Origin of the sequence: Micromonospora sp. CP22, from assembly GCF_009712475.1 — a bacterium.
Taxonomy (GTDB): Bacteria; Actinomycetota; Actinomycetes; order Mycobacteriales; family Micromonosporaceae; genus Micromonospora.
This window is the reverse complement of sequence record NZ_VCJO01000005.1, coordinates 223931-248128: the sequence shown is the minus strand read 5'-3', so window position 1 is coordinate 248128 and position 24198 is coordinate 223931. Positions and strand designations below refer to the sequence as shown.

The following is a 24198-nucleotide window of genomic DNA, read 5'->3' as shown; positions in this document are numbered from 1 at the left end:
TCACACCTCCTCAGAGTCCTGGCCGGCGGGAGCGTTGGCCGGCTCCCGCTCGGCGACCATGCGCCGGGTGCGCGGGCTCGGTGGTACCTGGAGATCCATCGGGGGCAGCGGGAAGCTGCCCGGCGGCCGGTTCTCGACCTGCTCGGCGAGCGTCGGCTTCGGCGTCGGCTTGCGGCTCGGCCAGAACAGCGTGGCGAGCAGCACGATGCCGGCGGGGATGCCGATCGCGTACAGCCGGCTCCGGGTGTCCCAGTCGTCGACCGTGCGCAGGCCGGCGAGGACCACGATCCAGACCAGGCTGATCGGGATGAGCACCTTCCAGCCGAGTCGCATGAACTGGTCGTACCGCAACCGGGGCAGCGTGCCACGCAGCCAGACGAAGACGAAGACCAGCAGGATGACCTTGCCGAAGAACCAGAGCAGCGGCCACCAGCCGGAGTTGGCGCCCGACCACATGGTGATCGGCCATGGCGCGTGCCAACCGCCCAGGAAGAGCGTCACGGTGAAGGCCGACATGGTCACCATCGCGACGTACTCGCTGAGCATGATCAGCGCGAACTTGAGCGAGCTGTACTCGGTCATGAAGCCGGCGACCAGCTCCGACTCCGCCTCCGGCAGGTCGAACGGCGGCCGGTTGGTCTCGCCGACGATGGAGATGAAGAAGACCACGAAGCTCGGGAAGAGCAGCACCGCGTACCAGCCCGGTGCCGGGATGTCGACGCCGAACAGGCTCAGCTGGGTGCCGCTGCCCTGGGCGGCCACGATCTCACTGGTGGACATCGTGCCGGCGAGCATGAACACCGCCACGATGGACAGCCCCAGCGCCACCTCGTACGAGATCAGCTGAGCGGCGGAGCGCAGGCCGCCGAGCAGCGGGTAGGTCGAGCCGGACGCCCAACCGGCCAGCACGATGCCGTAGACCGCCATCGACGAGCAGGCCAGCACCACCAGCACCGCCACCGGGACGTCGGTGACCTGCAACGGCGTCTGGTGGCCGAAGATGCTCACCATCGGGCCGAACGGGATCACCGACAGCGCGGTGACCGCGCAGATCACCGAGATCGCCGGGGCGAAGAAGTAGACGACCTTGTCCGCCGCCTTCGGGAGGATGTCCTCCTTGAAGGCCATCTTCAGACCGTCGGCGAGCGTTTGCAGCAGGCCGAACGGGCCGAGCTGGTTCGGTCCGGGCCGCACCTGCATGAAGCCGACGACCCGCCGCTCGAACCACACGCCGAGCAGCGTGCCGAGCAGGGCGACCACGAACGCGAAGACAATCTTGCCGAGGATCAGCCACCACGGATCGTGGCCGAAGTCGGTCAACGACGGCGCCTGCGCCAGCGGGTTCATGCGACACCCCCGGAGGAGTTGAGGATCGGGCCCGGCCGGTCGGCCGCGTCGGCGGCGACCGGCTCAGTGGTGCCGGGTGCCGAGATCCGTACCACCGCACCGGAGGTCGCGCCGAGGCTGCGCCGCACGGTCGAACCGGGCGAGTTGGTGGGTAGCCAGACCACACCGTCCGGCATCTCGGTGATCAGCGCCGGCAGGGTCACCGCGCCCCGGTCGGTCCCCACCGTCACCGGTTCGCCGTCGGCGACACCGAGCGTCTCCGCGGTGCCCTTGCCGAGCCGGACCACCGGCGGTCGGGCGGTGCCGCCCAGGTGCTCGTCGCCGTCGGTGAGGCTGCCCAGGTCGACCAGCTGGTGCCAGGTCGCCAGCACCGCCTCACCGGCGGCCGGCGCGGGCACCGCCGCGGGTGCCACGGTCGGCGCGGCCGGACGGCTCACCCGGGTCGCCGGCAGGCTGCCCAGCTCACGCCGGACCGCCAGCACGTCACCGGTGCCCAGCCGCACGTCCATCAGGTCGGCGAGCGCGTCGAGCACCCGGCTGTCGGGCATCGCGGCGGTGTTCAGCACCGCGTCGAACGGACGCAGGCGGCCTTCCCAGTCCAGGAAGCTGCCAGCCTTCTCCACCACCGGCGCGACCGGGAGGACCACGTTGGCCCGGCGGGTGACCGCGCTGGCCCGCAGTTCCAGGCTGACCAGGAACGGCACCGCGTCCAGGGCCTGCTCGGCCAGGCGCGGGTCGGCCAGGTCGGCCGGATCGACCCCGGCCACCACCAGCGCGCCGAGCTGACCGGCGGCAGCAGCGGTGAGGATGGCGTCGGTGTCCCGGCCCGCCTGGCTCGGAATCACCCCGGCCGGGATGTCCCACGCCTCGCCCAGCTCCGCCCGGGCCGCCGGCTCGGTGACCAGGCGACCACCGGGCAGCAGGTTGGGCAGGCAGCCGGTGTCGACGGCACCACGGTCACCCGCGCGGCGCGGCACCCAGGCCAACTTCGCCCCGGTACGCGTCGCCACCTCGGCGGCGGCGGAGAGGCCACCCGGCACGGTGGCCAGCCGCTCGCCGACGATCAGGATCGCCCCTTCGGCACTGAGCGCCTCGGCGACCGTGGCGTGCTCGGCGAGCACCCCGGCCTCCTCGCCCGGCACCACCCGGGCCAGCTTGGCCCCGAGCTTCTCCAGGCCCCGGGTGGCGAACGGGGCGATCGCGTACACCTTCAGCTTGTTCTTCAGGTACGCCTTGCGCAGCCGCAGGAAGAGGATCGGGCACTCCTCCTCCGGCTCCAGGCCGACCAGCACCACCGCCGGGGCGTTCTCGACGTCGGTGTAGGTGACGTCGGTGCTGCCGGCGACCGTGCTGGCCAGGAAGTCGGCCTCCTCGCGGGAGGCCGGGCGGGCCCGGAAGTCGATGTCGTTGGTGTGCAGCGCGACCCGGGCGAACTTGGCGTACGCGTACGAGTCCTCGACGGTCAGCCGACCGCCGGTGAGCACCGCCGCGCCCTGGCCGGTGTCCCGGGCCGCCCGCAGCCCTTCAGCGGCGACGCTGAGCGCCTCGCTCCAGGACGCCTCCCGCAGTTCGCCGGTGCGCTCGTCACGCACCAGCGGAGTGGTGAGCCGGTCGGTGGCGCGGGCGTACTGGAAGGCCCACCGCCCCTTGTCGCAGTTCCACTCCTCGTTGACCTGCGGGTCGTCGCCGGCCAGCCGGCGGAGCACCTTGCCCCGGCGCCAGTCGGTGCGCTGGGCGCAACCGGCCGAGCAGTGCTCGCACACGCTCGGGCTGGAGACCAGGTCGAACGGGCGGGCCCGGAACCGGTACTGGGTGCCGGTGAGCGCGCCGACCGGGCAGATCTGCACGGTGTTACCGGAGAAGTACGAGTTGAACGGGACGTCGCCGGCGTCGCTCTCGTCCCCGTAGTCCTCGTCCCGGTAGATGTTGATCTCTTCGGCGGAGGAGCGGTTCATCAGGTCGATGAACTTGTCGCCCGCGATCTCCTCGGAGAACCGGGTGCACCGCTGGCAGAGCACGCAGCGCTCGCGGTCGAGCAGCACCTGGGTGCTGATCGGCAGCGGCTTCGGGTACTCCCGCTTGTGCTCGTGGAACCGGGAGTCGGCGCGGCCGGTGGACATCGCCTGGTTCTGGAGCGGGCACTCACCGCCCTTGTCACACATCGGGCAGTCGAGCGGGTGGTTCACCAGCAGCAGCTCCATGATCCCCTCCTGCGCCTTCTTGGCGACCGGGGAGGTGAGCTGGGTGCGGACCACCATGCCGTCGGCGACCGTCTGGGTGCAGGAGGCGACGGGCTTACGCTGCCCCTCCACCTCCACCAGGCACTGCCGACAGGCGCCGGCCGGAGCCAGCAGCGGGTGGTCGCAGAAGCGCGGGATCTCGGTCCCCAACTGCTCGGCGACCCGGATCAGCAGCGCTCCCTTCGGAGCGGTGACCTCGACGCCGTCGATGGTGAGGGTGACCGTCTCGGTCTGCTTGGCAACGTCCGTCACAGTGCTCGCCTTTCGCTCGCGGCTGCGGGGCTCGCTCCGCTCACTCCTCGCACTCGCATCAGTGGGCTCCCACGAGCTGCTTGTCGGACAACTTCGGCGCGGTCCGTCCCTCGATGTAGTCGAGGTAGTCCTGCTTGAAGTACTTCAGCGACGAGGTCACCGAGCTGGTCGCACCGTCACCCAGACCGCAGAACGAGCGGCCGAGGATGTTGTCGCAGGTGTCGAGCAGGGTGTCCAGGTCCTCGTGGGTGCCCTGGCCGGCCAGGATGCGCCGGTAGACCCGGACCATCCAGTAGTTGCCCTCGCGGCACGGGGTGCACTTGCCGCACGACTCGTGGTGATAGAACTCCAGCCACCGGTAGGTCGCGTAGACCGGGCAGTCCTGGTCGGAGAAGATCTGCGTGGCCGTGGTGCCGAGGATCGAGCCGGCGGCGGCCACCCCCTCGAAGTCCAGTGGCACGTCCAGGTGCTCGGCGGTGAGCAGCGGAGTGGACGATCCGCCCGGGGTCCAGAACTTCAGGTTGTGCCCCGGCTGCATCCCACCGGCCAGCTCGATCAGCTCGCGCAGGGTGATGCCGAGGCCGCACTCGTACTGGCCGGGGTTGACGATCCGGCCGGAGAGGGAGTAGATCATCGGGCCCGCCGACTTCTCGGTGCCCATCGACTTCCACCAGTCCGCGCCACCCAGCACGATGTACGGCACGCTGGCGATGGTGCCCACGTTGTTGACCACGGTGGGGCTGGCGTACAGGCCGTGGGTGGCCGGGAACGGCGGGCGCAACCGGGGCTGACCCCGGAACCCCTCCAGGGAGTCCAGCAGCGCCGTCTCCTCACCGCAGATGTACGCGCCGGCTCCCGAATGGACCACCAGGTCCAGGTCGAAACCCGAGCCGAGGATGTCGCGGCCGAGGTAGCCCTTGGCGTACGCCTCGTTCACCGCGTTGCGCAGCCGGCGGGCGGCGTGCACGGCCTCACCACGGATGTAGATGTAGGCCCGGTTGGCCCGGATCGCGTACGAGGCGATGATGACGCCCTCGACCAGCGAGTGCGGGTCGTGGGTCATCAGCGGCAGGTCCTTGCACGTGCCGGGCTCGCCCTCGTCGGCGTTGACCACGAGGTAGTGCGGCTTGCCGTCACCCTGCGGGATGAAGCCCCACTTGAGGCCGGTGGGGAAGCCGGCGCCACCGCGACCGCGCAGCCCGGAGTCCTTCACCAACTGGATCAGGTCGTCCGGGTGTGCCTTGATGGCCTTGCGCAGGGCGGCGTAGCCGTCCAGCTTCTCGTAGGTGTCGATCCGCCAGGCGTCAGGGGACAGCCAGCGCTTGGTGAGCACGGGCGTCAACTTGGCCAGGGTCTCCGGCGCGGGCGTGGTCACTTCTGAGCCCCCTTGTCGTGCGCGGATTCCGGTGCACCGCCGGTCGACTCCGCCTCCTTGAGGTTGCGCTCCTGCGCGCCGGTGTCGTCACCGGCCGGCTTGGCGTCGCTTGCCGGCTTGTTGGCGGCCTCACCGGCGGCCTCCGCGGCCCGGGCGGCACCCGGAGCCGGCGGCTGCCCGTCGACGGGAACCTTGGTGCCAGGGGCATCCGGGACCGCGGTCTTCGCGTCCGGCTGCCGGGTCTCGGCGGTACGCACCTGCGGCGACTTGCGATCCGGTGCCGCGACGTCGGGCGCGGTGCTGCCGGTCGGCGCGGCCTTGGCCGGGGTCGCCGGGGCCGGCTTGTCACCGGCCTGGCCGCTGCGGATCGGGGTGTTCGGGTCGAAGCCCGGCGCGGTGATGCCGTGCTCCTGGGCCAGCCGCAGACCGCGCAGGCTCGGCTCGCCCGGCACGCCGTCGGCGACCGCGCCCTCCCGCTCGTCGGCGAAGCCGGCCAGCTGGATCGCCATCTCCTTGAGAGTGCAGAGGCGGGCCCCCCGGCTCGGCGTGGGCCGACCACCGGCGCGCAGCTCGTCGACCACCCCGACCGCGCGCTGCGGGTCGACGCCGTCGAAGAAGTCGTAGTTGACGGTCATCACCGGGCCGTAGTCGCAGGCGGCCAGGCACTCCGCGTGCTCCAGGGTGATCTTGCCGTCGGCGGTGGTCTCGTCGTGGCCGACGCCCAGGTGCTCGGCGAGGGTGTCGTAGACCTCCTGGCCACCGAGCACGTTGCACATGGTGTTGGTGCAGACGCTGACCAGATAGTCACCGGTCGGCCGGCGCTTGTACATGGTGTAGAAGCTGGCCACCGCGCCGACCTGGGCCTTGTTGAGGCCCAGCACCTCCGCGCAGAACGCCACGCCGGCCGGGGACACATAGCCTTCCTCGGCCTGCACGAGGTGCAGCAACGGCAGCAGGGCCGAGCGGGACCGGTCCGCCGGGTAGCGCGCGATGATCTCCCGCGCCCGGGTCCGCGTCTCTTCGGTGAAGACAGTCATCAGCGTCGCCTTCCGTTCGCGACTGCACCGGCGTCTGCCCGCGACTGCGGGCGGATGGGGCTCGCAAGCTCAGTTCTCGCGCTCACCGGTCACACCCACCCATCACCGGGTCCAGCGAGGCGCCGCCCGCGATCACGTCGGCGATCAGGCCGCCCTCGGCCATCGCCGGCAGGGCCTGGAGGTTGACGAAGCTCGGCTCCCGGTAGTGCACCCGGTACGGCCGGGTACCACCGTCGGAGACCGCGTGCACGCCCAGCTCGCCGCGAGGCGACTCGATCGCGACGTACACCTGGCCCGGCGGCACCCGGAAGCCCTCCGTCACCAGCTTGAAGTGGTGGATCAGGGACTCCATCGACTGGCCCATGATCTTCGCGACGTGCTCCAGGGAGTTACCCATGCCGTCGACGCCGATGGCCAGCTGCGCCGGCCAGGCGATCTTCTTGTCGGCCACCATCACCGGGCCGGGCTTGAGCCGGTCCAGGGCCTGCTCGACCAGCTTGAGCGACTCGCGGATCTCCGCCAGCCGGACCAGGTAGCGGCCCCAGACGTCACCGTCGGGGTGGGTCGGCACGTCGAACTCGTACGTCTCGTAACCGCAGTACGGCATGGTCTTGCGCAGGTCCCACGCGAGACCGGCCGAGCGGAGCACCGGCCCGGTGACACCGAGGGCCAGGCAGCCGGTCACGTCGAGCACCGCCACGTTCTGCGTCCGCTCCAGCCAGATCGGCTGGCCGGAGAGCAGGTCCTCGTACTCCTTGAGGCGCTTCGGCATCACCTTGAGGAACTCACGGATCTTGACGATCGCCTCATCCGGCACGTCCTGGGCCACGCCGCCCGGCCGGACGTAGGCGTGGTTCATCCGCAGGCCGGTGATCAGCTCGAAGATCTCCAGGATGTACTCGCGCTCCCGGAAGCCGTAGAGCATGATCGAGATCGCGCCCAGCTCCATGCCCGTGGTGGCCAGCCACACCAGGTGCGAGGAGATCCGGTTCAGCTCCATCATGAGCACCCGGATGGTGGTGGCCCGCTCGGTGATGTCGTCGGTGATGCCGAGCAGCTTCTCCACGGCCAGCGAGTACGCCGTCTCGTTGAAGATCGGCGAGAGGTAGTCCATCCGGGTCACGAAGGTCGAACCCTGGACCCAGTTGCGGTACTCCAGGTTCTTCTCGATGCCGGTGTGCAGGTAGCCGACGACCGAGCGGGCCTCCCGGACCGTCTCGCCCTCCAGCTCCAGGATCAGCCGGAGCACGCCGTGCGTGGACGGGTGCTGCGGGCCCATGTTGACGACGATCCGACCCTCGTTGATCGGATCGACGCCGGAGACGACGTCGTCCCAGTCCCCGCCGGTGACGGTGAAGACCCGGCCCTCGGTCGTCTCGCGCTCGGTAGCGTAGTTCGACCCGGTCATTGGTAAGACCTCCGCTTGTCGGGCGGCGGAATCTCGGCGCCCTTGTACTCCACGGGCACGCCGCCGAGGGGGTAGTCCTTGCGCTGCGGGTGACCCTCCCAGTCGTCCGGCATGAGGATGCGGGTCAGTGCCGGGTGACCGTCGAAGATGACACCGAACATGTCGTACACCTCCCGCTCCTGCCAGTCGGCGGTCGGGTACACGGAGGTGACGGTGGGCAGGTGCGGCTCCTCGGCGGTGACCGCGGCCTCCAGCCGGACCTGCCGCCGGTAGGTCATCGAGGTGAGGTGGTAGACGACGTGCAGCCGACGCGCGTCGGCACCGAGGTAGTCCACCCCGGACACCGAGGAGCAGAGCTCGAACCGCAGCGCCGGGTCGTCCCGCATCACCTGGCAGACCTCGGCGATCCGCTCGGGGCGGATGTGCAGGGTCAGCTCGCCCCGGTCGACCACGACCTTTTCGATGGCCTCGCCGAACGCCGGGTACGCCTCCTCCAGCGCGTCCCGCACCTCGTCGAAGTAGCCGCCGTACGGTCGCGGCGCGTCCTCGACGATGTGGTGCCGCCGGACCAGTCCGCCGAATCCGGAGACGTCGCCGGTGCCCTGGTTGCCGAACATGCCCCGGCCCGCCGGTGCGGCCGGCGGGAACTCGGCGGGGGCGCCACTCGTCGCGCCGGCCGGCGTCACCGGAACCGGTACGCCACCGGTGGTCGGCTTGTCGTCAGTCACTTGATCCCCCCGTACGGGTGGAGGTGGTTCTGGGCCTTCATCCAGTTCTCGATCCGCAGCTGCTCCTCGCGGCCCTCGCGGACGGCCTTCGTCCACTCGGCCCGCCGGGCCTTGTCGCTGCGGTACGACGACGGCATCGAGCCGTACGGCACCACCGGCACGTCACCGCGCGCCTCGCGGGCGGCCAGCATCTTGCGCCCGTTCGGGCCGAGCGGCTCGTGGCCGATCTTCTCGCGCAGCTTGAGGATCGCGTCGATGAGCATCTCCGGCCGGGGCGGACAGCCCGGAAGGTACATGTCGACCGGCACGACGTGGTCGACGCCCTGCACGATGGCGTAGTTGTTGAACATGCCACCGCTGCTGGCGCAGACCCCCATGGAGAGCACCCAGCGGGGCTCGGCCATCTGGTCGTAGATCTGGCGCAGCACCGGGGCCATCTTCTGGCTCACCCGACCGGCGACGATCATCAGGTCGGCCTGTCGGGGCGAGGCCCGGAAGACCTCCATCCCCCAGCGGCCCATGTCGTAGTGCGGCCCACCGGCGGCCATCATCTCGATCGCGCAGCAGGCCAGGCCGAACGTGGCACCCCAGACCGACGACTTGCGCGACCAGTTGACCAGCTTCTCCACCGAGGTGAGCAGGACACCGGCGGGAAGTTTCTCCTCGATACCCATAGCCGTTCCTCCCTCAGTCCCAGTCCAGGCCGCCACGCCGCCACTCGTAGGCGTACGCGACGAAGACGGCACCGATGAACACCAACATGGCGACGAACCCGAAGACCGGCAGGATGTCGAAGGAGACCGCCCACGGGTACAGGAAGATCATTTCGACGTCGAAGACGATGAAGAGCATCGCCGTCAGGTAGAACTTGACCGGAAAGCGGCTGCCGCCGATCGGCTGCGGGCTGGGCTCGATGCCGCATTCATAGGCTTCGAGCTTGGCCTTGTTGTAGCGATGGGGGCCGGCGAGCCGGGCAGCGGCTATCGAGAACAGCGCGAAACCCGCGGCGAGGGCGAACAGCCCGATGATGGGTACGTAAGGCGAGAGCGACATTTCTTCTCCTGCTCGTCCTTCCCTGCCCTCGGTGGTTGGCGAAATTCACACTATTCACATCCCACCCCGCGCCCTTCGGCGGGGGTGGACCTTGCCTGTTCAGCGCCCCTACACAGCGGGCGCCACCCTGGTCATCGCATTGATGACCCGGTCCATCGCGTCACCGCCACGCGGGTCGGTGAGGTTGGCCAGCAGCTTGAGCACGAAGCGCATCAGCGTGGGGTGGGGCATGCCGTGCTTCGTCGCGACGCGCATGATCTCCGGACGGCCGATCAGCTTCACGAAGATCCCGCCCAGTCGGTAGTAGCCACCGAACCGGGCCTTCAACTCCTGCGGGTACGCCATCAGGGCCCGCTCCCGCTCGGCACCGGCCGGTCGGGCGAGCGCCTGGACCGCGACCTCCGCGGCCAGTTCGCCGGACTCCATCGCGTACGCGATGCCCTCGCCGTTGAACGGGTTGACCATGCCGCCGGAGTCGCCCACGAGCAGCACGCCGCGCGTGTAGTGCGGCACCCGGTTGAACCCCATCGGCAGAGCGGCACCGAGGATCGACCCCTCGGCGTTCGTCTCGTCGGTCATGCCCCACTCCGGCGGCGTGTTGGCCAGCCAGTCGGTGAGCAGCCGCCGGTAGTTCGTCTTGCCGAACGCCGAGGACGAGTTGAGGATGCCGAGCCCGACGTTGACCCGGCCGTCACCGAGGCCGAAGATCCAGCCGTACCCGGGCAGCAGTTCGTTGCTGCCCTTGGCCCGCAGCTCCAGCCAGGACTCCAGGTAGTCGTCGTCGTGGCGGGCCTCGGAGCGGTAGTAGCGACGGACGGCGACACCGATCGGGCGGTCCTCGCGCTTGGCCAGTCCGAGGGCGAGCGGGAACCGACCCGAGACGCCGTCGGCGGCCACCACCAGCGGCGCGTGGAAGGTCACGGGCGCCTTGTCCGGCCCGTCCTCGCCCTGCACCCCGATCACCCGGCCGTTGCCGTCGAGCACCGGAGCGACGACGTTCACGCTGGTGCGCAGCTTGGCTCCGGCCGCCACCGCGCGCTGGGCGAGCAGGTCGTCGAAGTCGAGCCGGGTGCGGACCAGGCCGTAGTTCGGGAAGCTGGCCAGATCCGGCCAGTCCAGTTCGAGCCGCACGCCGCCACCGATCACCCGCAGGCCACGGTTGTGCAGCCAGCCAGCTTCGGGCGAGGTGTCCACACCCATCCGGATCAGCTGCCGCACCGCACGCGGGGTGAGGCCGTCGCCGCAGACCTTCTCCCGAGGGAACTCGGTCTTCTCCAGCAGCAGCACGCGCACGCCGTGCCGAGCCAGGTGGTACGCGGTCGCCGACCCACCGGGACCGGCGCCCACGACGATAACGTCGGCGTCGTTCTCCACCGCGGTCATTAGCGCCTCCTCCCCGCCCTGCTCGTGAAATGCTTCACAAGCCAGCCGGGACGAGTCTAGGACCGACGCCGTACGCTCGCCTTGTTAGGGCGACCTAACCTGCTGGAAACGATCGGAGGGGACCGACAGCCCCCTCAGGGCCGGGCCGCGCCGGCGCTGTCCAGACCGGCGCGGATGGTCTCCGGCAGCTGCTCGCGCAACGCGCCACCGGCCGCGCGGTCCAGCGCCGCGATCACCTCGGTCACCACCTGACGCACCTCCGCGGGATCCGCTCCGGCCAACTCGCGGAGTTGGTCGACCAACTCCGCAGCGTCGCTGGTGGCCGCACTCCTCGGATCCGTCATGCGGGCCAGCGTACGCCGCCAAGAGCGTCAAATCACCATATTTGCCTGAATTCCGGACTCAACCGGATGGCCCGGTGCAGCGCCACCACGCCGCCGGTCAGGTTGCGCCACTCCACCGATCGCCAGCCGGCCGCCTTGACCCGGTCCCCCAGGGCGGCCTGGTCCGGCCAGGCCCGGATGGACTCGGCGAGGTAGACGTACGCGTCCGGGTTGCTGGAGACCTTCCGGGCCACCGCCGGCAACGAGCGCATCAGGTACGACAGATAGACCTTGCGGAACGCGGGATTCACCGGCGTGCTGAACTCGCAGACCACCAGCCGGCCGCCCGGACGGGTCACCCGGGCCAGCTCACGCAACGCGGCGTCGGTGTCGTTGATGTTGCGCAACGCGAAGGAGATGGTCACCGCGTCGAAGCTGGCGTCGGCGAAGGGCAGCCGCAGGGCGTCGCCGGCCAGCAGCGGCACCTGCGGGCGGGTCCGCTTACCGGCGTGCAACATGCCGAGCGACAGGTCGACGCCGACCGCGTACGCCCCGGAGTGGGCGAGTTCCTCGGTGGAGACGCCGGTGCCCGCACCGACATCCAGCACCCGGTCGCCCGGTCGCAGGTTGAGCGCGGCCCGGGTGGCCCGCCGCCAGAACCTGTCCCGACCGAAGGAGAGGACGGTGTTGGTCAGGTCGTAACGGGCAGCGACACCGTCGAACATCGCGGCGACCTCGTGCGGCTGCTTGTCCAGACTGGCGCGCTGGCCCTGCGGATTACGGCTCACCCCACCACTGTGCCAGCCCTCCCGCCGACGGCCTGGGCAGGGTCACGACGAAACAGTGCGGGCGGGATGGTGACCCATCCCGCCCGCACTGCCTTGCGTTATGTAAACGGCCCGCGCGGGCCGATAGAGGACGAACCTCAGGCGTCCGTCTTCTCGTCTTCCGGCGCCACCAGGACCACCCGGCGACGACGGGCAACCAGGAACATGGCCACACCGACGAGCACCACACCCGCCCCGATGCCACCGATCAGGCCGGCCTGTGCACCGGTGACCGGCAGGCCACCGCCGCCGCCACCGCCGCCGTTGGGGGCGGTGACCACCACGGCGAAGTCGTCGGAGTTGTCGGTCGGGTCCAGGTCGGCGAACTCCGACTCCTTGATCTCGCGCACCTCGGCCCGGTGGAAACTCGGCTTGGTGGCCTGCTGGCTGAGGCGAGCCTGGGGCGACAGCGCACCGAACGCCTCGGCCGTCAGGGAACCGCCCTGCAGGGTGACGGGAGCCGCCACGTCCGCACCCACCTCGACGGCCAGCGGAACGACCAGCACCGTGTCCGACTCCAGCAGGAAGGCGTCGTCCTCGCAGACCGCAGCGCGCTTGTCCGCGCTGATCTCGCAACCCTCGACCGGCAGGAAGGCGACGCCCTTCGGCAGCTGGTAGGTCAGTTTGATGCCCTGTGCGGTCAGGTCACCCTGGTTGGCGATCTCGCTCCAGAGCAGGGCCGTGTCGCCCGGACGGACCGGGCTGCCGTCCTCCTCGAAGGTGTCCAGGTCGAGGCGGGTCTGCACGTCAGGGACGATGACACCGAGGTCGACACCGCTCTCGGGAGTCAGCTCGACATCGACCTCGACGCTGTTGTTGCTCTCGTCGGTGTCGTCCGGTGACTCGATGCTGATCGTCACCGGGGCGGTGTACGGGCCGGTGCTGTCCTCGGCGGCCTTGAACAGGACGATCGGCACCTCGGTCGTCTCACCCGGGCCGGGAATCTCGCCTGCGGCGAGTTCGCAGACCCACAGCTCGGGCTTGGTGTCGCCGGTGACGTCGCAGCCGCCTTCGGTGTACGCGCCCACCACGAGCTTGGTGTCGTCCACCTTGGAGGTGTCGACCCTGACAAGCAGCTTCCTCGGCGTGCCCTCCCCCTGGTTGGCGATCTTGGCCCAGGCGATCTTGCCCTGAACTCGGTCGGTGGCGCGGGTGCCGGCGGCGGTGATGGCCAGGTCCGTCTCGGTGCCGGCGGCGTAGGCCGGAGCGCCCAGGGCGGCGCAGGCGCCCGAGGCGAGCAACGCGGCCACAGCCAGGCTGGCGGCACGACGGGTTTGCAAGATCATGGGATGGGCCCCCGTGGGGTTGCGAAACATACGGGCGGGGACGTTAGCGGTCAGCGATCGCCCGCGCCACCCTGCATCACACCCACCACAAGCTGCCCGGCTAATGGGGACTTAAGGATTGTCCGGATTGATGGGCCTTACTGCTCGGTCACCCCCGGGCATCCAGCCGGGGCGGTCCGGCGCTTCGAACCGGATGGATGGCCCCTCCGATCCGTTCGGCTGAGACGGCACGCGTCCCCGACCTCGACACAGCGTCAGCCGAGCGATCACCCCAGGTGACCGGTCGGCTGACGCGTCGCGCCGGACGAGAGCTTCGGTCAGTTCGCGTCGACCAGTGGCAGCGACCGACCGGCTCCCCCGCCGGGCAGGGCGATCGAGGAGAAGTGCGAGACCACCCGGTCGTCGCTCGGATCGTCGGCCGGGGTGTGGTGCACGGCCAGCCTGTTGTAGAGCGTGTCCCGCTGGGCGGGGATCCGGTCGGCGGATCGGATCATCCCGATCAGCTCGTGCAGGTTGGAGCGGTGCCGGGCACCCGCCGAGGAGATGACGTTCTCCTCGAGCATGATCGAGCCGAGGTCGTCGACGCCCATGTGCAACGCCAGCTGACCGACGTCCTTGCCGGTGGTCAGCCAGGACGCCTGAAGGTGCGGCACGGTCTCGAAGAACAGCCGGGCCACCGCCACCAGGCGCAGGTACTCCAGGGTCGTGGCCTGGGTGCGGCCCTTGAGGTGGTTGTTCTCCGGCTGGTACGTCCACGGGATGAAGGCCCGGAAGCCGCGCGTACGATCCTGCACGTCGCGGATCATCCGCAGGTGCTCGATCCGCTCGGCGGCCGTCTCGCCGGTCCCCATCATCATCGTGGCAGTCGACTCGACGCCCTGCCGGTGCGCGAGTTCCATGACCTCCAGCCAGCGCTCACCCGACTCCTTCAGCGGCGCGATCGCCTGGCGGGGCCGCTGCGGCAGCATCTCGGCACCCGCCCCGGCGATCGAGTCGAGCCCGGCGGCCTTGATCCGGGCGATCGCCTCGTCCAGGCTGACGCCGGAGACCTTGGCCATGTGCAGGATCTCGCTCGGCCCGATCGAGTGGATCGCGAGCTGCGGGTACGCCTTCTTGACCGAGGAGAACAGCTCCTCGTAGTACTCCACGCCGTAGTCCGGGTGATGGCCGCCCTGGAGCATCACCTGGGTGGCGCCCAGCTCGACCGCCTCACCGCACCGGCGCAGGATCTCCTCGGTCGGGTGGGTCCACCCTTCCTTGTGCTTCGGCGCGCGGTAGAAGGCGCAGAACTTGCACGCCGTCACGCAGACGTTGGTGTAGTTGATATTGCGGTCGATCAGGTACGTGACGATGTTGTCCGGGTACCGCCGCCGACGGACCGCGTCCGCCGCCTCGCCGAGGGCGTGGAAGGGGGCGTCGGTGTAGAGCAGCAGCGCTTCCTCGGGCGTGATCCGCCCGCCGTCGGCACCACGTTGCAGGATGTCGTCGATCTCCCGATTCACCGTCACATCCCCGAGAGTACGCCGACCCTTCTCCCCGTCCGCCAGGGCGGATCCCGACCTGTGATCCATCCCGCCGCCCCGGCGGCTGGCCGGTGCCGGGGGTCGGTCCGGCCCGGCCGACCCCTGGTAGGCGGTCGGTGGTCGCATCACGCGTCGTAGTCGACGGAGAGGGTGTCGGTCAATGGGCTGGACTGGCAGGTCAGCACGTAACCGGCCGCCACCTCGTCGGGCTCCAGCGCGTAGTTGCGGGCCATCTCGACCTCGCCGGAGACCACCTTCGCGCGGCAGGTCGAGCAGACCCCGCCCTTGCAGGCGTACGGCAGCTCGCCGCGCACCTTCAGGGCCGCGTCCAGCACCCGTTCGTCGCGACGCATGGTGAAACTCGACGAGCGCCCGTCGAGCATGATCGTCACGTCCGTACCGCCGGACACATCGTCGGGGCGGGCCACCGGCTCGGGCGGCGCGTCGACGTGGAACAGCTCGGTGTGCACCGCCGCCGTCGGCACGCCCCGCTCGGCGAGCACCGCCTTGGCGTCCACCACCAGCCCGTACGGGCCGCACAGGAACCATTCGTCGATCGCTTCACCGGGCACGATGGTGTCCAGCAGCCGACCCAGCCGGTCGGCGTCGATCCGGCCCGAGAGCAGCGGCGACTCACCCTGTTCCCGGGAGAGCACGTGTACCAGGTGCAGCCGGGTCGGGTACCGGTCCTTCAGGTCCGCCAGCTCCTCGGCGAACATCACGCTGCCGGCCGTACGGTTGCCGTACACCAGGGTGAAGGTGCTGGCCGGTTCCACGGCCAGCGCGGTGGCGACCAGCGACAGCACCGGGGTGATGCCCGAACCGGCGACCACCGCGCCGTAGCGGCGGGCCCGCTCCGGCGCGAACGCCGTGGTGAAGTGACCCAACGGCGGCAGCACCTCGATGGTGTCGCCGTGGCGCAGCACCGCGCAGGCGTAGCCGGAGAAGGCCCCGCCCGGGATCTCCCGCACACCGATCCGCAACCGTCCGTGCTGCGCCAGCTCCGCCAGGGTGGAGCAGATCGAGTACGACCGGCGTACGTCCTCGGCCGCGTCCGCCCCCGCACCGTCGCCGCGCTGCGCGGCCCCGGCGGGCAGCCGTACGGTCAGATGCTGGCCGGCGCGGAAGGCGAAGACCTCACGCAGTTCCTCGGGCACGGCGAAGGTGATCGCGACGGCGTCGGCGGTGAGCCGGTCGACGGCGACGACGGGCAGCGGGTGGAACACCGGCCGGCGACGAACCGGGCGGGTGATGGTGACAGTCACAGGGCCTTCACATGGTCGAAGGGTTCGGAGCAGGAGCGGCACCGCCACAGCGCCTTGCACGCGGTGGAGCCGAAGCGGCTGAGCTGCTCGGTCTCCGGCGAACCACAGCGTGGGCAGCGCACCGCCAGGGTGAGCGGGACGACGCCGTCGCGCCGGACCGGGGCTGGTGGGGCGATACCGGCGGCGGCCAGCTTGGCCCGCCCGGCGTCGCTGATCCAGTCCGTGCTCCAGGCCGGACTGTGCACCGTGCGGACCTCGGCGTCCGGGTGACCGACGGCGGCCAACGCCCGCCGGATGTCGGCGCGGATGACCTCCATCGCCGGGCAGCCGGTGTAGGTGGGTGTGATCGTCACCACCACTCGGCCGGTGTCCGGATCCTCCTGCACCGACCTCAGGATGCCCAGGTCGTCGATGGTGACCACCCGGATCTCCGGGTCCACCACCGCCGCCACGGCCTGCCGGACGCTGCTCATCTGGTCACCAGCGGGCCCCGGGATGGGCGCGGTGCAACACCTGCATCTCCGCGAGCAGGTACGACAGGTGCTCGGTGTGCAACCCGTCCCGCCCGCCGGTCGGCGACCAGCCGGCCTCGGGCACGGTGAGGGTCGCCTCGGTGAGCACAGTGGTCACCGTCTCGTCGAAGGCGGCACGCAGGGTGGCGGGGTCGACCGGCGCGTCCGGCCAGGCCACGAAAAGCTCGTCGGCGTACGGCCAGATCTGGTCGATGCCGGCCTGCATCCGCCGATGTGACTCCTCGGTCCCGTCGCCGAGCCGCCGCACCCACAGCGAGGCGTGGTCCAGGTGGTACGCGGACTCCTTGCGGGCCTTGCCACCGATGGCGGCCAGCCGCTCGTCCGAGCTGTCGGCCAGGGCGGTGTAGAGCGGCACCTGGTACGCCGCCAGGACGAGCAGCTTCGCCATGGTCACCGCGAAGTCGCCGTTCGGCAGCTCGACCAGCAGACAGTTGCGGAACTCCCGGTCGTCGCGCAGGTAGGCCAACGCGTCCTCGTCCCGACCGGCGCCCTCCAGTTCGCCCGCGTACGACAGCAGGAGGCGGGCGGCACCGAGCTGGTCCAGGGCGATGTTGGCCAGCGCGATGTCCTCCTCCATCTCGGGAGCCCGGGTGGTCCACTCGGCCAGCCGCTGCGCCGCGATGAGCGCGTCGTCGCCAAGGGCGAGGGTGAAGGCGAAGGAACCTTTCACAGGTGAGCCGCCCCTTCTGGGACCTCATAGAAGGTGGGGTGGCGGTAGACCTTGTCGGCGGCCGGGTCGAAGAAGGCGTCCTTCTCGTCGGGGCTGGAGGCGGTGATGTCGCTCGCCGGCACCACCCAGATCGACACGCCTTCCTGGCGGCGGGTGTACAGGTCACGGGCGTTGCGCAGGGCCAGTTCCGCGTCGGGGGCGTGCAGGCTGCCGACGTGGGTGTGCGCCAACCCGCGCCGGGCCCGGACGAAGACCTCCCACAGCGGGGTGTGTTGCTGGCTCACGCTGCCACCTTCTCCTTCTCCGTGTGCTTGGCCGCGTACGCGGCAGCCGCCTCGCGCACCCAGGCGCCCTCGCGGTGTGCGCGGCGCCGGTGTTCCATCCGCTGCCGGTTGCACGGCCCGTTGCCCTTGATCACCCGCATCAGCTCGTCGTAGTCGGGCTGGGTGAAGTCGTACGACTGGCGCTCTTCGTTCCAGCGCAGGTCAGGGTCGGGCAGGGTCAGCCCGAGCACCTCGGCCTGGCCGACACACATGTCCACGAAACGCTGGCGCAGCTCGTCGTTGGAGAAGCGCTTGATCTTCCAGGCCATCGACTGGGCGGAGTGGGTGGAGTCGCCGTCGGGCGGACCGAACATGGCCAGGGACGGATACCACCAGCGGTTCACCGAGTCCTGGGCCATCTCCTTCTGCGCCGGGGTGCCGTGCGCCAGGGTGTGCAGGATCTCGTAGCCCTGACGCTGGTGGAAGGACTCCTCCTTGCAGACACGGATCATGGCGCGGGCGTACGGGCCGTAGGAGCAGCGGCACAACGGCACCTGGTTGACGATCGCCGCGCCGTCTACCAACCAGCCGATCGCACCGACGTCGGCCCAGCTCAGGGTGGGGTAGTTGAAGATCGAGCTGTACTTCTGCCGACCGCTGAGCAGCAGGTCGACCAGCTCGTCCCGGCTGATGCCGAGGGTCTCGGCGGCGGCGTAGAGGTAGAGGCCGTGGCCGGCCTCGTCCTGCACCTTGGCCAGCAGGATCGCCTTGCGTTTGAGCGACGGGGCGCGGGAGATCCAGTTGCCCTCCGGCTGCATGCCGATGATCTCGGAGTGGGCGTGCTGGGCGATCTGCCGGATCAACGTCCGCCGGTACGCCTCCGGCATCCAGTCGCGGGGCTCGACCTTCTGGTCGGCGTCGACGATCCCGGCGAAGTAGGCGGCCAGGTCCGCGCCCGGCTCGGCGGCGGCACGGCCGCGTTCGGCAGCCGCGCGCAGCGCCGCCTCTGCGGCCTCGACCTCACCGAGCAGGCCGCCGGGCGGGTCCTCACCCGAGAAGTCATTGCCATACATGCCACCAGTGTTACAGCTGGGCGCTGAAGACACCAGAGGGTGTCATACAAATCCCGGACTCCCACCGCTACCCATCGGTCACCCAAAGTCGCCACGGCGACTATGAGTTAGGTCACGAACTACCGACAAATCCTCGCAAGCACCACAAATCGGTTCGTTATCCCGCCTTCACCGCGAGTCGCTCGGTGTCGGGTCCTGGCATCCCGCCGATCCGCACGTAGACTTCCTCCGTCACACCGATCGGCTGAAGACGATCGCCAGCTCAGGGCCACTTTCCCCCGGCCCGGCGGTCCACACCGGTCAGTCCTGGCAACCAGCCGGTCCCCCCGGCCTCGACATCTGGAGCTCACCCGCTCATGCGATCTCGCGTGACCATGGTGCTAGCCGTAACGGCGGTGCTGCTCGGCGGCGTCATGCTGGTGCCGGCCGCGTACGCCCGGCTCTCCGCCGGTGGGACGGACGGTGGCCAGGAGAGCGTCGCCGCGCCCACGCCCACCCCACCGCCGCCACCGACCCTGGCCGCCGGCAAGGTCTCGGTGGACTTCAAGGGCGAGTTCTTCTCGTGGGCGCTGATGGACCGGGAGACCGGCGAGATCTCCGGCTCGAAGAACATGGCCAAGACCAGCTCGACCGAGTCGATGCTCAAGGTCTGGATCGTCGCGGACTACCTGCGGCGGCTCGGCGACAAGGAGCCTCCGGCGGCGATGAAGAAGGACGCCAGCCGGGCCATCCGGGACAGCGACGACGACGCGACAAACCGGATCTACAGCGCCATCGGTGGCTCCTACCGGGCATCTGCCGACGGGCAGCCCGGCCCGGTGATCAAGCGCGCGATCAAGATCTGCGGCCTCACCGACACCGGGCGTGGCGAGGTCAGGGGCTACGAGGGCTGGTGGAGTTTCACCCAGATGTCCCCGCGCGACGCCGTACGCCTCGGTGACTGCGTCGCCGACGGCACCGCCGCCGGGCCCAAGTGGACCAAGTGGCTGCTCAGCGAGATGAGCAAGGTTCGCGGCAGCACCGCAGCCAAGGACCAGAAGGCCCGCTCGGGCGGCGGGCGGTGGGGCATCATCGACGGCCTGCCGGAGTCGATCACCAGCCAGGGCCCGATCAGCATCAAGAACGGCTGGACCCCCCTCAACTACGACGGCAACTGGCACGTCAACTGCCTGGCCGTGACCGAGAAGTGGAGCCTCGCGGTAATGCTGCGTTACCCCCAGCGGAGCGGGCTCGACTACGGGTCCGACGTCTGCGCCAGCGTCGCCAGCCAGTTGGTGACACCGCAGCCTGGCGGCGCCCTCAAGGTGCCGCAGCAGCCGATCGGGAAGCTCTGATGTCCGGCCGCAACCGCACCGATCGCCACGGCGAGACCTCGCCGCTGCGTCTGATCGCGATCGCTGCGGTGCTGATCGGGCTGGTCCTGGTCTCGCTACGCCTCATGCCCGGTTCGCCCTTCGAGTCCACCGCCGCCGCCCAGTGGGGTCGGGGTGAGTCACCGGAGGCCCGCAGCGGCACCGCGACCGACCGCAGTGTTCGACCGTCGCCGTCGCCCAGCCCGTCACCGGAGCCTGAGCCGCTGCCCTTCGAGGCGAAGGAGATCGACCTGGACATCGACGGCTGGTACGCGTGGAGCGTGCTGGACCGCCGGACCGGCGAGATCATCGGCTCGGACAACATGGACGAGACCAGCACCACCGCGTCGTTGATCAAGTCGTGGATCGTCGCCGACTATCTGCGTCGTACGGCGAACGCCGGGCAGACCCCGAGCGACGCGAAGTTGAGCGACCTGACCCGGATCATCCGGGACAGCGACAACACCCGCACCGAGCAGCTCTACACGCAGATCGGCAGGTCCGCCTCGATCAAGCGGCTCCTGTCCACCTGCGAGCTGACCGACAGCAAGGTGTCCAAGGACCTCGGCTGGAGCCGTACCGAGCTGTCCCCGCGGGACACCGCCCGCCTCGGTGAATGTATCGCCGACGGCACCGCTGCCGGCCCGAAGTGGACCAAGTGGCTGCTCAACGAGATGCGTCAGGTACGCGGTGCCGGTGACTTCGGCATCCGCAAGGCGTTCCCGGCCGCCGAGGCGAAGAAGATCGCTATCAAGAACGGCTGGGTCGACCGCACCCGGGAGCAGGAGATCCACGTCAACTGCCTGGCGATCGGCGACACCTGGACGATGGGTGTGATGCTCCAGTACCCGATCAACAAGGGCTACGAGTACGGCATGGACAACTGCCAGAAGATCACCGAGGCCCTTCTCGCCACGTGACGAGCCGCGCCCGCCGCGCAGCGGGCGAGGCCCCGCCGCACAGCGGATGAGATCCGCCCCGCAGCGGCGCCTCAGCGGGTGAAGAAGGCGGGACCGTTCGGCGGCAGTGCCGGGGTCTCGCCGAGGGCGGCGGTGCGGCGGGCGAACTCACGGATGCCGGCGACCTGTCGCTCACCGAGGGAGAAGTCCAGAGCCCGGAAGTACTCGGCGAGCGTGGTGGCGTCGAAGGGCTCCCACCGGGCGGCCGACTCGGCGACCTGATCCAGCTCCGCCAGGCACAGGTCGCGCGAGCGCAGGAAGCCGTCGTGGACCTCCTTGACCAGGCCGGGATGGGCGGCGGCGAAGTCGCGACGGGCCGCCCAGACGGCGAAGACCATCGGCAGACCGGTCCACTCCCGCCACGCCTGACCCAGGTCGGTCACGGTCAGCCCCTGCCGGGGTGCCTCGTACATCGCCCGCAGTGCCACGTCACCGATCAGCACTGCGGCGTCGGCCTCCAGCAGCATCTGGGTCAGGTCCGGCGGGCACCGGAAGTACTCCGGGCGGACGCCGTACCGCTCGCGCAGCAGCAGCTGGGCGAGAAGGACGCCGGTCCGTGAGGTGGAGCCCAGCGCCACCCGGGCACCGTCGAGATCAGCCAGCGGCCGGGTGCTCACCAGGTTGACCGACAGCACCGGCCCGTCGCTGCCGACCGCCAGATCGGGCAGGAGCAGCAGGTCGTCGGCGTGCCGCAGGTACTCGACGAAAGTGATCGGCCCGATGTCCAGGTCACCGGCGACGAGTTGGGCGCTGAGCCGGTCCGGTGAGTCCTTGCGCAGGTCGACGTCGAGCAGCGCGCCGGAACGCATCAGCCCCCAGTAGATGGGCAGGCAGTTGAGGAACTGGATGTGCCCGACGCGGGGGCGGGCGAGGCGCTCGACCATGCCCCGACCGTATCCCCACCGCCCGTGACCTGCTCAGCGGGACGCCGTCGAAGTGGCCAACCCCGCACCGCCGACGGCCAGCGGGAAAATCGGTTGTCCACGGCACGCCCTCCAGTAGGCTGTTCGTCCCCGCCTGACGGCCGCGGTGAGTAGCACCGCAGCGGACGTCCCGCGCCGACCCACGAGTCGGAAACGCGAGCGGCAGCCTTCTTCCCGTGCCGAGGAGTACATGGATGAGCCTGCACGCCCGAGAGATCTCCCCGCCGAACGCGTTGGCGGATGAACTGGCCGCCGAACGCGCGCACCTGACCCGGTCACGCGCGGCACTGCACCGGATGCGCGAACGCGCCGAAGCCCTCTTCGCCACCGGCGACAAGGTGGCCGGGGACGCGTACACCGCCGAACAGCTCGGCCGGCACCTGGCCCGGCGGGTCGCCGAACTCGCCGACGACCCGCGTACCCCGCTCTTCTTCGGCCGGCTCGACTTCGACGACGTGGACGCCGATCACGCCGGCCGCCGCTACCACGTGGGTCGCCGGCACGTCACCGACGAACAGGGCGAGCCGTTGGTGCTGGACTGGCGCGCGCCGGTCTCCCGCGCGTTCTACCGGGCCAGCGCCCGAGATCCACAGGGCTTGGCGGTACGGCGCCGGTTCGGCTTCGGCGACGGGCAGCTGACCAGCTTCGAGGACGAGCACCTGAACCGGGGCGAGGAACTCGGCCGGGCCAGCCGGATCCTCACCGCCGAGATCGAACGTCCCCGGGTCGGGCCGATGCGCGACATCGTCGCCACCATCCAGCCCGAGCAGGACGAACTCGTCCGGGCCGACCTGGCCGACTCGATCTGTGTGCAGGGCGCGCCAGGCACCGGGAAGACCGCCGTCGGGCTGCACCGCGCGGCATACCTGCTCTACCTGCACCGGGAGCGGTTGCGGCGGTCGAAGGTGCTGGTCGTGGGGCCGAACCGGGCGTTCCTCGGCTACATCGCGGCGGTGCTTCCCGCGCTGGGTGAGGTCGAGGTGGAGCAGGCCACCGTGGAGGACCTGGTCGACCGGGTGCCGGTGCGGGCGGTCGACCCGCCGGAGGTGGCCACCCTCAAACACGACGCGCGGATGGCCGAGGTGCTGCGCCGGGCTGTCGACGCGTACATCGGAGAGCCGACCGAACCGGTGCTCGTCTCCGACGGCTCGTTCCGCTGGCGGATCGGGTTGGAGCCGCTGCACCGGCTGGTCCACGACACCCGCGCGGAGCGGCTGCCGTACGCGGTCGGGCGGGACCGGGTCCGGGCCCGGGTGGTCGGGTTGCTGCAACGACAGGCCGAGGCGCGGCGGGCGGAGTCACCGAGCGACGCGTGGCTGCGCCGGATGGGCAAGTCGAAGCCGGTCACCGAGTTGCTGGACGCGGTCTGGCCGGCGCTCACCCCGGACGGTCTGCTGCACGCGCTGTACACCGACGCCGATCGGCTCGCCCGAGCCGCCGACGGCCTGCTCACCGACAACGAACAGCGGCTGCTCACCGGCGGGGCCGGGCGCGCCGCCGGTGGCACCAGGTTGGGCCGGACGGCGAAGGCGACCCGGTGGACGGCCGCCGACGCGGTGCTCATCGACGAGGCGGCCGGGCTGCTCGAACGGTCGGCGGGCTACGGGCACGTGGTGGTCGACGAGGCTCAGGATCTGTCCCCGATGCAGTGCCGGGTCATCGCCCGGCGCAGCGAGCACGGCTCGCTCACCCTCCTCGGCGACCTGGCGCAGGCCACCGCGCCGTGGGCGGCCACCGACTGGCGGGAGAGCCTGCGCCACCTGGGCAAGCCGGAGGCTTCCGTGGTGCCGTTGACCATCGGTTTCCGGGTGCCCGCCGTCGTGCTCGCCTTCGCCAACCGGTTGCTTCCGGCACTGGCCGTCGACGTGCCACCGGCCGAGTCGCTGCGCGGGGACGGCACGCTCGACGTGCGTACCGTGAGCGATCTCGCCGATGCGACGGTGGCCGAGGTGCGGGCGGCGCTCACGCACGAGGGGTCGATTGCCGTGATCGCCGCCGACGATGCCGTGGACGCGCTGCGGGCGGCGCTGACCGGGGCGGGGATCGAGACCGCGACCGCCGACGAGCCGGCGGCCGAGGCGCGCGTCACGGTGATGCCCGCGACGCTGGTGAAGGGCCTGGAGTACGACCACGTCATCACGGTCGAGCCGGCCGCCATCGTCGCCGCCGAACCGCGCGGCCTGCACCGGCTCTACGTGGTGCTCACCCGGGCGGTGTCCCGGCTGTCCGTGCTGCACACCGCGCCGCTGCCCGAGCCGCTGGGCTGACGCCGCACACCCCGCTACGGTCGCCGGTTCAGTTGACGTTCCGCCCGTTTCCGCCCCGGGCGGCGGCGGACCGGTGCCACCATGCCCGAAGGGAGCGGCCGGTGGCCGCCG

The 24198-nt window shown here is 70.4% G+C and carries 22 protein-coding genes; 3 read left to right on the top strand and 19 right to left on the bottom strand.

Annotated elements, in window-relative coordinates; genetic code table 11:
- The 18 genes from nuoH to paaA all read right to left on the bottom strand — a co-directional run bounded on the left by nuoH (position 1) and on the right by paaA (position 18586).
- The gene (gene nuoH, locus FF096_RS11945) at positions 1–1347 is read right to left on the bottom strand and encodes an NADH-quinone oxidoreductase subunit NuoH (RefSeq protein ID WP_155217346.1); all 1347 of its coding nucleotides are present in this window, start codon (positions 1345–1347) and stop codon (positions 1–3) included.
- On the bottom strand, positions 1344–3839 hold the full coding sequence (locus FF096_RS11940) for an NADH-quinone oxidoreductase subunit G (protein WP_309223133.1): 2496 nt from the start codon (positions 3837–3839) through the stop codon (positions 1344–1346). Before FF096_RS11940 ends, nuoH begins: the two co-directional genes overlap by 4 nt.
- Before the next feature lie 58 nt (positions 3840–3897).
- Entirely contained in the window at positions 3898–5214 is a 1317-nt protein-coding gene (nuoF, locus tag FF096_RS11935) for an NADH-quinone oxidoreductase subunit NuoF (protein WP_309223132.1), read from the bottom strand.
- Positions 5211–6251, bottom strand: a complete 1041-nt coding sequence (gene nuoE, locus FF096_RS11930; protein WP_230462522.1) for an NADH-quinone oxidoreductase subunit NuoE — start codon at positions 6249–6251, stop codon at positions 5211–5213. The genes nuoF and nuoE overlap by 4 nt, the downstream gene beginning before the upstream one ends.
- 82 nt (positions 6252–6333) lie before the next feature.
- Positions 6334–7659, bottom strand: coding sequence for an NADH-quinone oxidoreductase subunit D (locus FF096_RS11925; RefSeq protein WP_155217342.1), 1326 nt, complete (start codon positions 7657–7659; stop codon positions 6334–6336).
- Complete coding sequence (locus tag FF096_RS11920; protein WP_309223131.1) at positions 7656–8387, bottom strand: NADH-quinone oxidoreductase subunit C; 732 nt, start codon at positions 8385–8387, stop codon at positions 7656–7658. The genes FF096_RS11925 and FF096_RS11920 overlap by 4 nt, the downstream gene beginning before the upstream one ends.
- Complete coding sequence (locus tag FF096_RS11915; protein ID WP_093404021.1) at positions 8384–9061, bottom strand: NADH-quinone oxidoreductase subunit B family protein; 678 nt, start codon at positions 9059–9061, stop codon at positions 8384–8386. Before FF096_RS11915 ends, FF096_RS11920 begins: the two co-directional genes overlap by 4 nt.
- 13 nt (positions 9062–9074) lie before the next feature.
- Positions 9075–9440, bottom strand: a complete 366-nt coding sequence (locus FF096_RS11910; protein ID WP_155217340.1) for an NADH-quinone oxidoreductase subunit A — start codon at positions 9438–9440, stop codon at positions 9075–9077.
- A 108-nt stretch (positions 9441–9548) separates the two neighbouring features.
- A complete protein-coding gene (locus FF096_RS11905; RefSeq protein ID WP_155217338.1) occupies positions 9549–10823 on the bottom strand; it encodes a geranylgeranyl reductase family protein in 1275 nt (424 codons plus the stop codon).
- A gap of 134 nt (positions 10824–10957) precedes the next feature.
- Entirely contained in the window at positions 10958–11167 is a 210-nt protein-coding gene (locus tag FF096_RS11900) for a hypothetical protein (protein ID WP_155217336.1), read from the bottom strand.
- A gap of 32 nt (positions 11168–11199) precedes the next feature.
- Complete coding sequence (locus FF096_RS11895; protein WP_309223130.1) at positions 11200–11934, bottom strand: demethylmenaquinone methyltransferase; 735 nt, start codon at positions 11932–11934, stop codon at positions 11200–11202.
- A gap of 137 nt (positions 11935–12071) precedes the next feature.
- Entirely contained in the window at positions 12072–13259 is a 1188-nt protein-coding gene (locus tag FF096_RS11890) for a hypothetical protein (RefSeq protein ID WP_155217334.1), read from the bottom strand.
- Positions 13260–13576: 317 nt separating this feature from the next.
- Positions 13577–14767, bottom strand: a complete 1191-nt coding sequence (mqnC, locus tag FF096_RS11885) for a cyclic dehypoxanthinyl futalosine synthase (protein ID WP_309223129.1) — start codon at positions 14765–14767, stop codon at positions 13577–13579.
- A 140-nt stretch (positions 14768–14907) separates the two neighbouring features.
- The gene (gene paaE, locus FF096_RS11880) at positions 14908–16047 is read right to left on the bottom strand and encodes a 1,2-phenylacetyl-CoA epoxidase subunit PaaE (RefSeq protein ID WP_309223128.1); all 1140 of its coding nucleotides are present in this window, start codon (positions 16045–16047) and stop codon (positions 14908–14910) included.
- The gene (gene paaD, locus FF096_RS11875; protein WP_155217332.1) at positions 16044–16520 is read right to left on the bottom strand and encodes a 1,2-phenylacetyl-CoA epoxidase subunit PaaD; all 477 of its coding nucleotides are present in this window, start codon (positions 16518–16520) and stop codon (positions 16044–16046) included. Before paaD ends, paaE begins: the two co-directional genes overlap by 4 nt.
- Before the next feature lie 4 nt (positions 16521–16524).
- Entirely contained in the window at positions 16525–17250 is a 726-nt protein-coding gene (gene paaC / locus FF096_RS11870) for a 1,2-phenylacetyl-CoA epoxidase subunit PaaC (RefSeq protein ID WP_309223127.1), read from the bottom strand.
- The gene (paaB, locus tag FF096_RS11865) at positions 17247–17534 is read right to left on the bottom strand and encodes a 1,2-phenylacetyl-CoA epoxidase subunit PaaB (RefSeq protein WP_309223126.1); all 288 of its coding nucleotides are present in this window, start codon (positions 17532–17534) and stop codon (positions 17247–17249) included. The genes paaC and paaB overlap by 4 nt, the downstream gene beginning before the upstream one ends.
- On the bottom strand, positions 17531–18586 hold the full coding sequence (paaA, locus tag FF096_RS11860; protein WP_155217330.1) for a 1,2-phenylacetyl-CoA epoxidase subunit PaaA: 1056 nt from the start codon (positions 18584–18586) through the stop codon (positions 17531–17533). Before paaA ends, paaB begins: the two co-directional genes overlap by 4 nt.
- Before the next feature lie 356 nt (positions 18587–18942).
- Between paaA and FF096_RS11855 the strand changes: the two genes are divergently transcribed.
- Together FF096_RS11855 and FF096_RS11850 are read left to right on the top strand one after the other, a co-directional pair.
- Positions 18943–19920 (top strand): hypothetical protein, encoded by a 978-nt coding sequence (locus FF096_RS11855; protein ID WP_155217328.1) that lies wholly within the window; start codon positions 18943–18945, stop codon positions 19918–19920.
- The gene (locus FF096_RS11850) at positions 19920–20858 is read left to right on the top strand and encodes a serine hydrolase (RefSeq protein ID WP_155217327.1); all 939 of its coding nucleotides are present in this window, start codon (positions 19920–19922) and stop codon (positions 20856–20858) included. Before FF096_RS11855 ends, FF096_RS11850 begins: the two co-directional genes overlap by 1 nt.
- A gap of 71 nt (positions 20859–20929) precedes the next feature.
- Here the strand turns inward: FF096_RS11850 and FF096_RS11845 are convergent, their stop codons facing one another.
- Positions 20930–21781 (bottom strand): menaquinone biosynthetic enzyme MqnA/MqnD family protein, encoded by an 852-nt coding sequence (locus tag FF096_RS11845; RefSeq protein WP_155217325.1) that lies wholly within the window; start codon positions 21779–21781, stop codon positions 20930–20932.
- Positions 21782–22014: 233 nt separating this feature from the next.
- Here FF096_RS11845 and FF096_RS11840 point away from each other — a divergent pair, with 233 nt between their 5' ends.
- The gene (locus FF096_RS11840; RefSeq protein ID WP_155217322.1) at positions 22015–24087 is read left to right on the top strand and encodes an AAA family ATPase; all 2073 of its coding nucleotides are present in this window, start codon (positions 22015–22017) and stop codon (positions 24085–24087) included.
- The last annotated feature ends 111 nt before the right edge of the window (positions 24088–24198 follow it).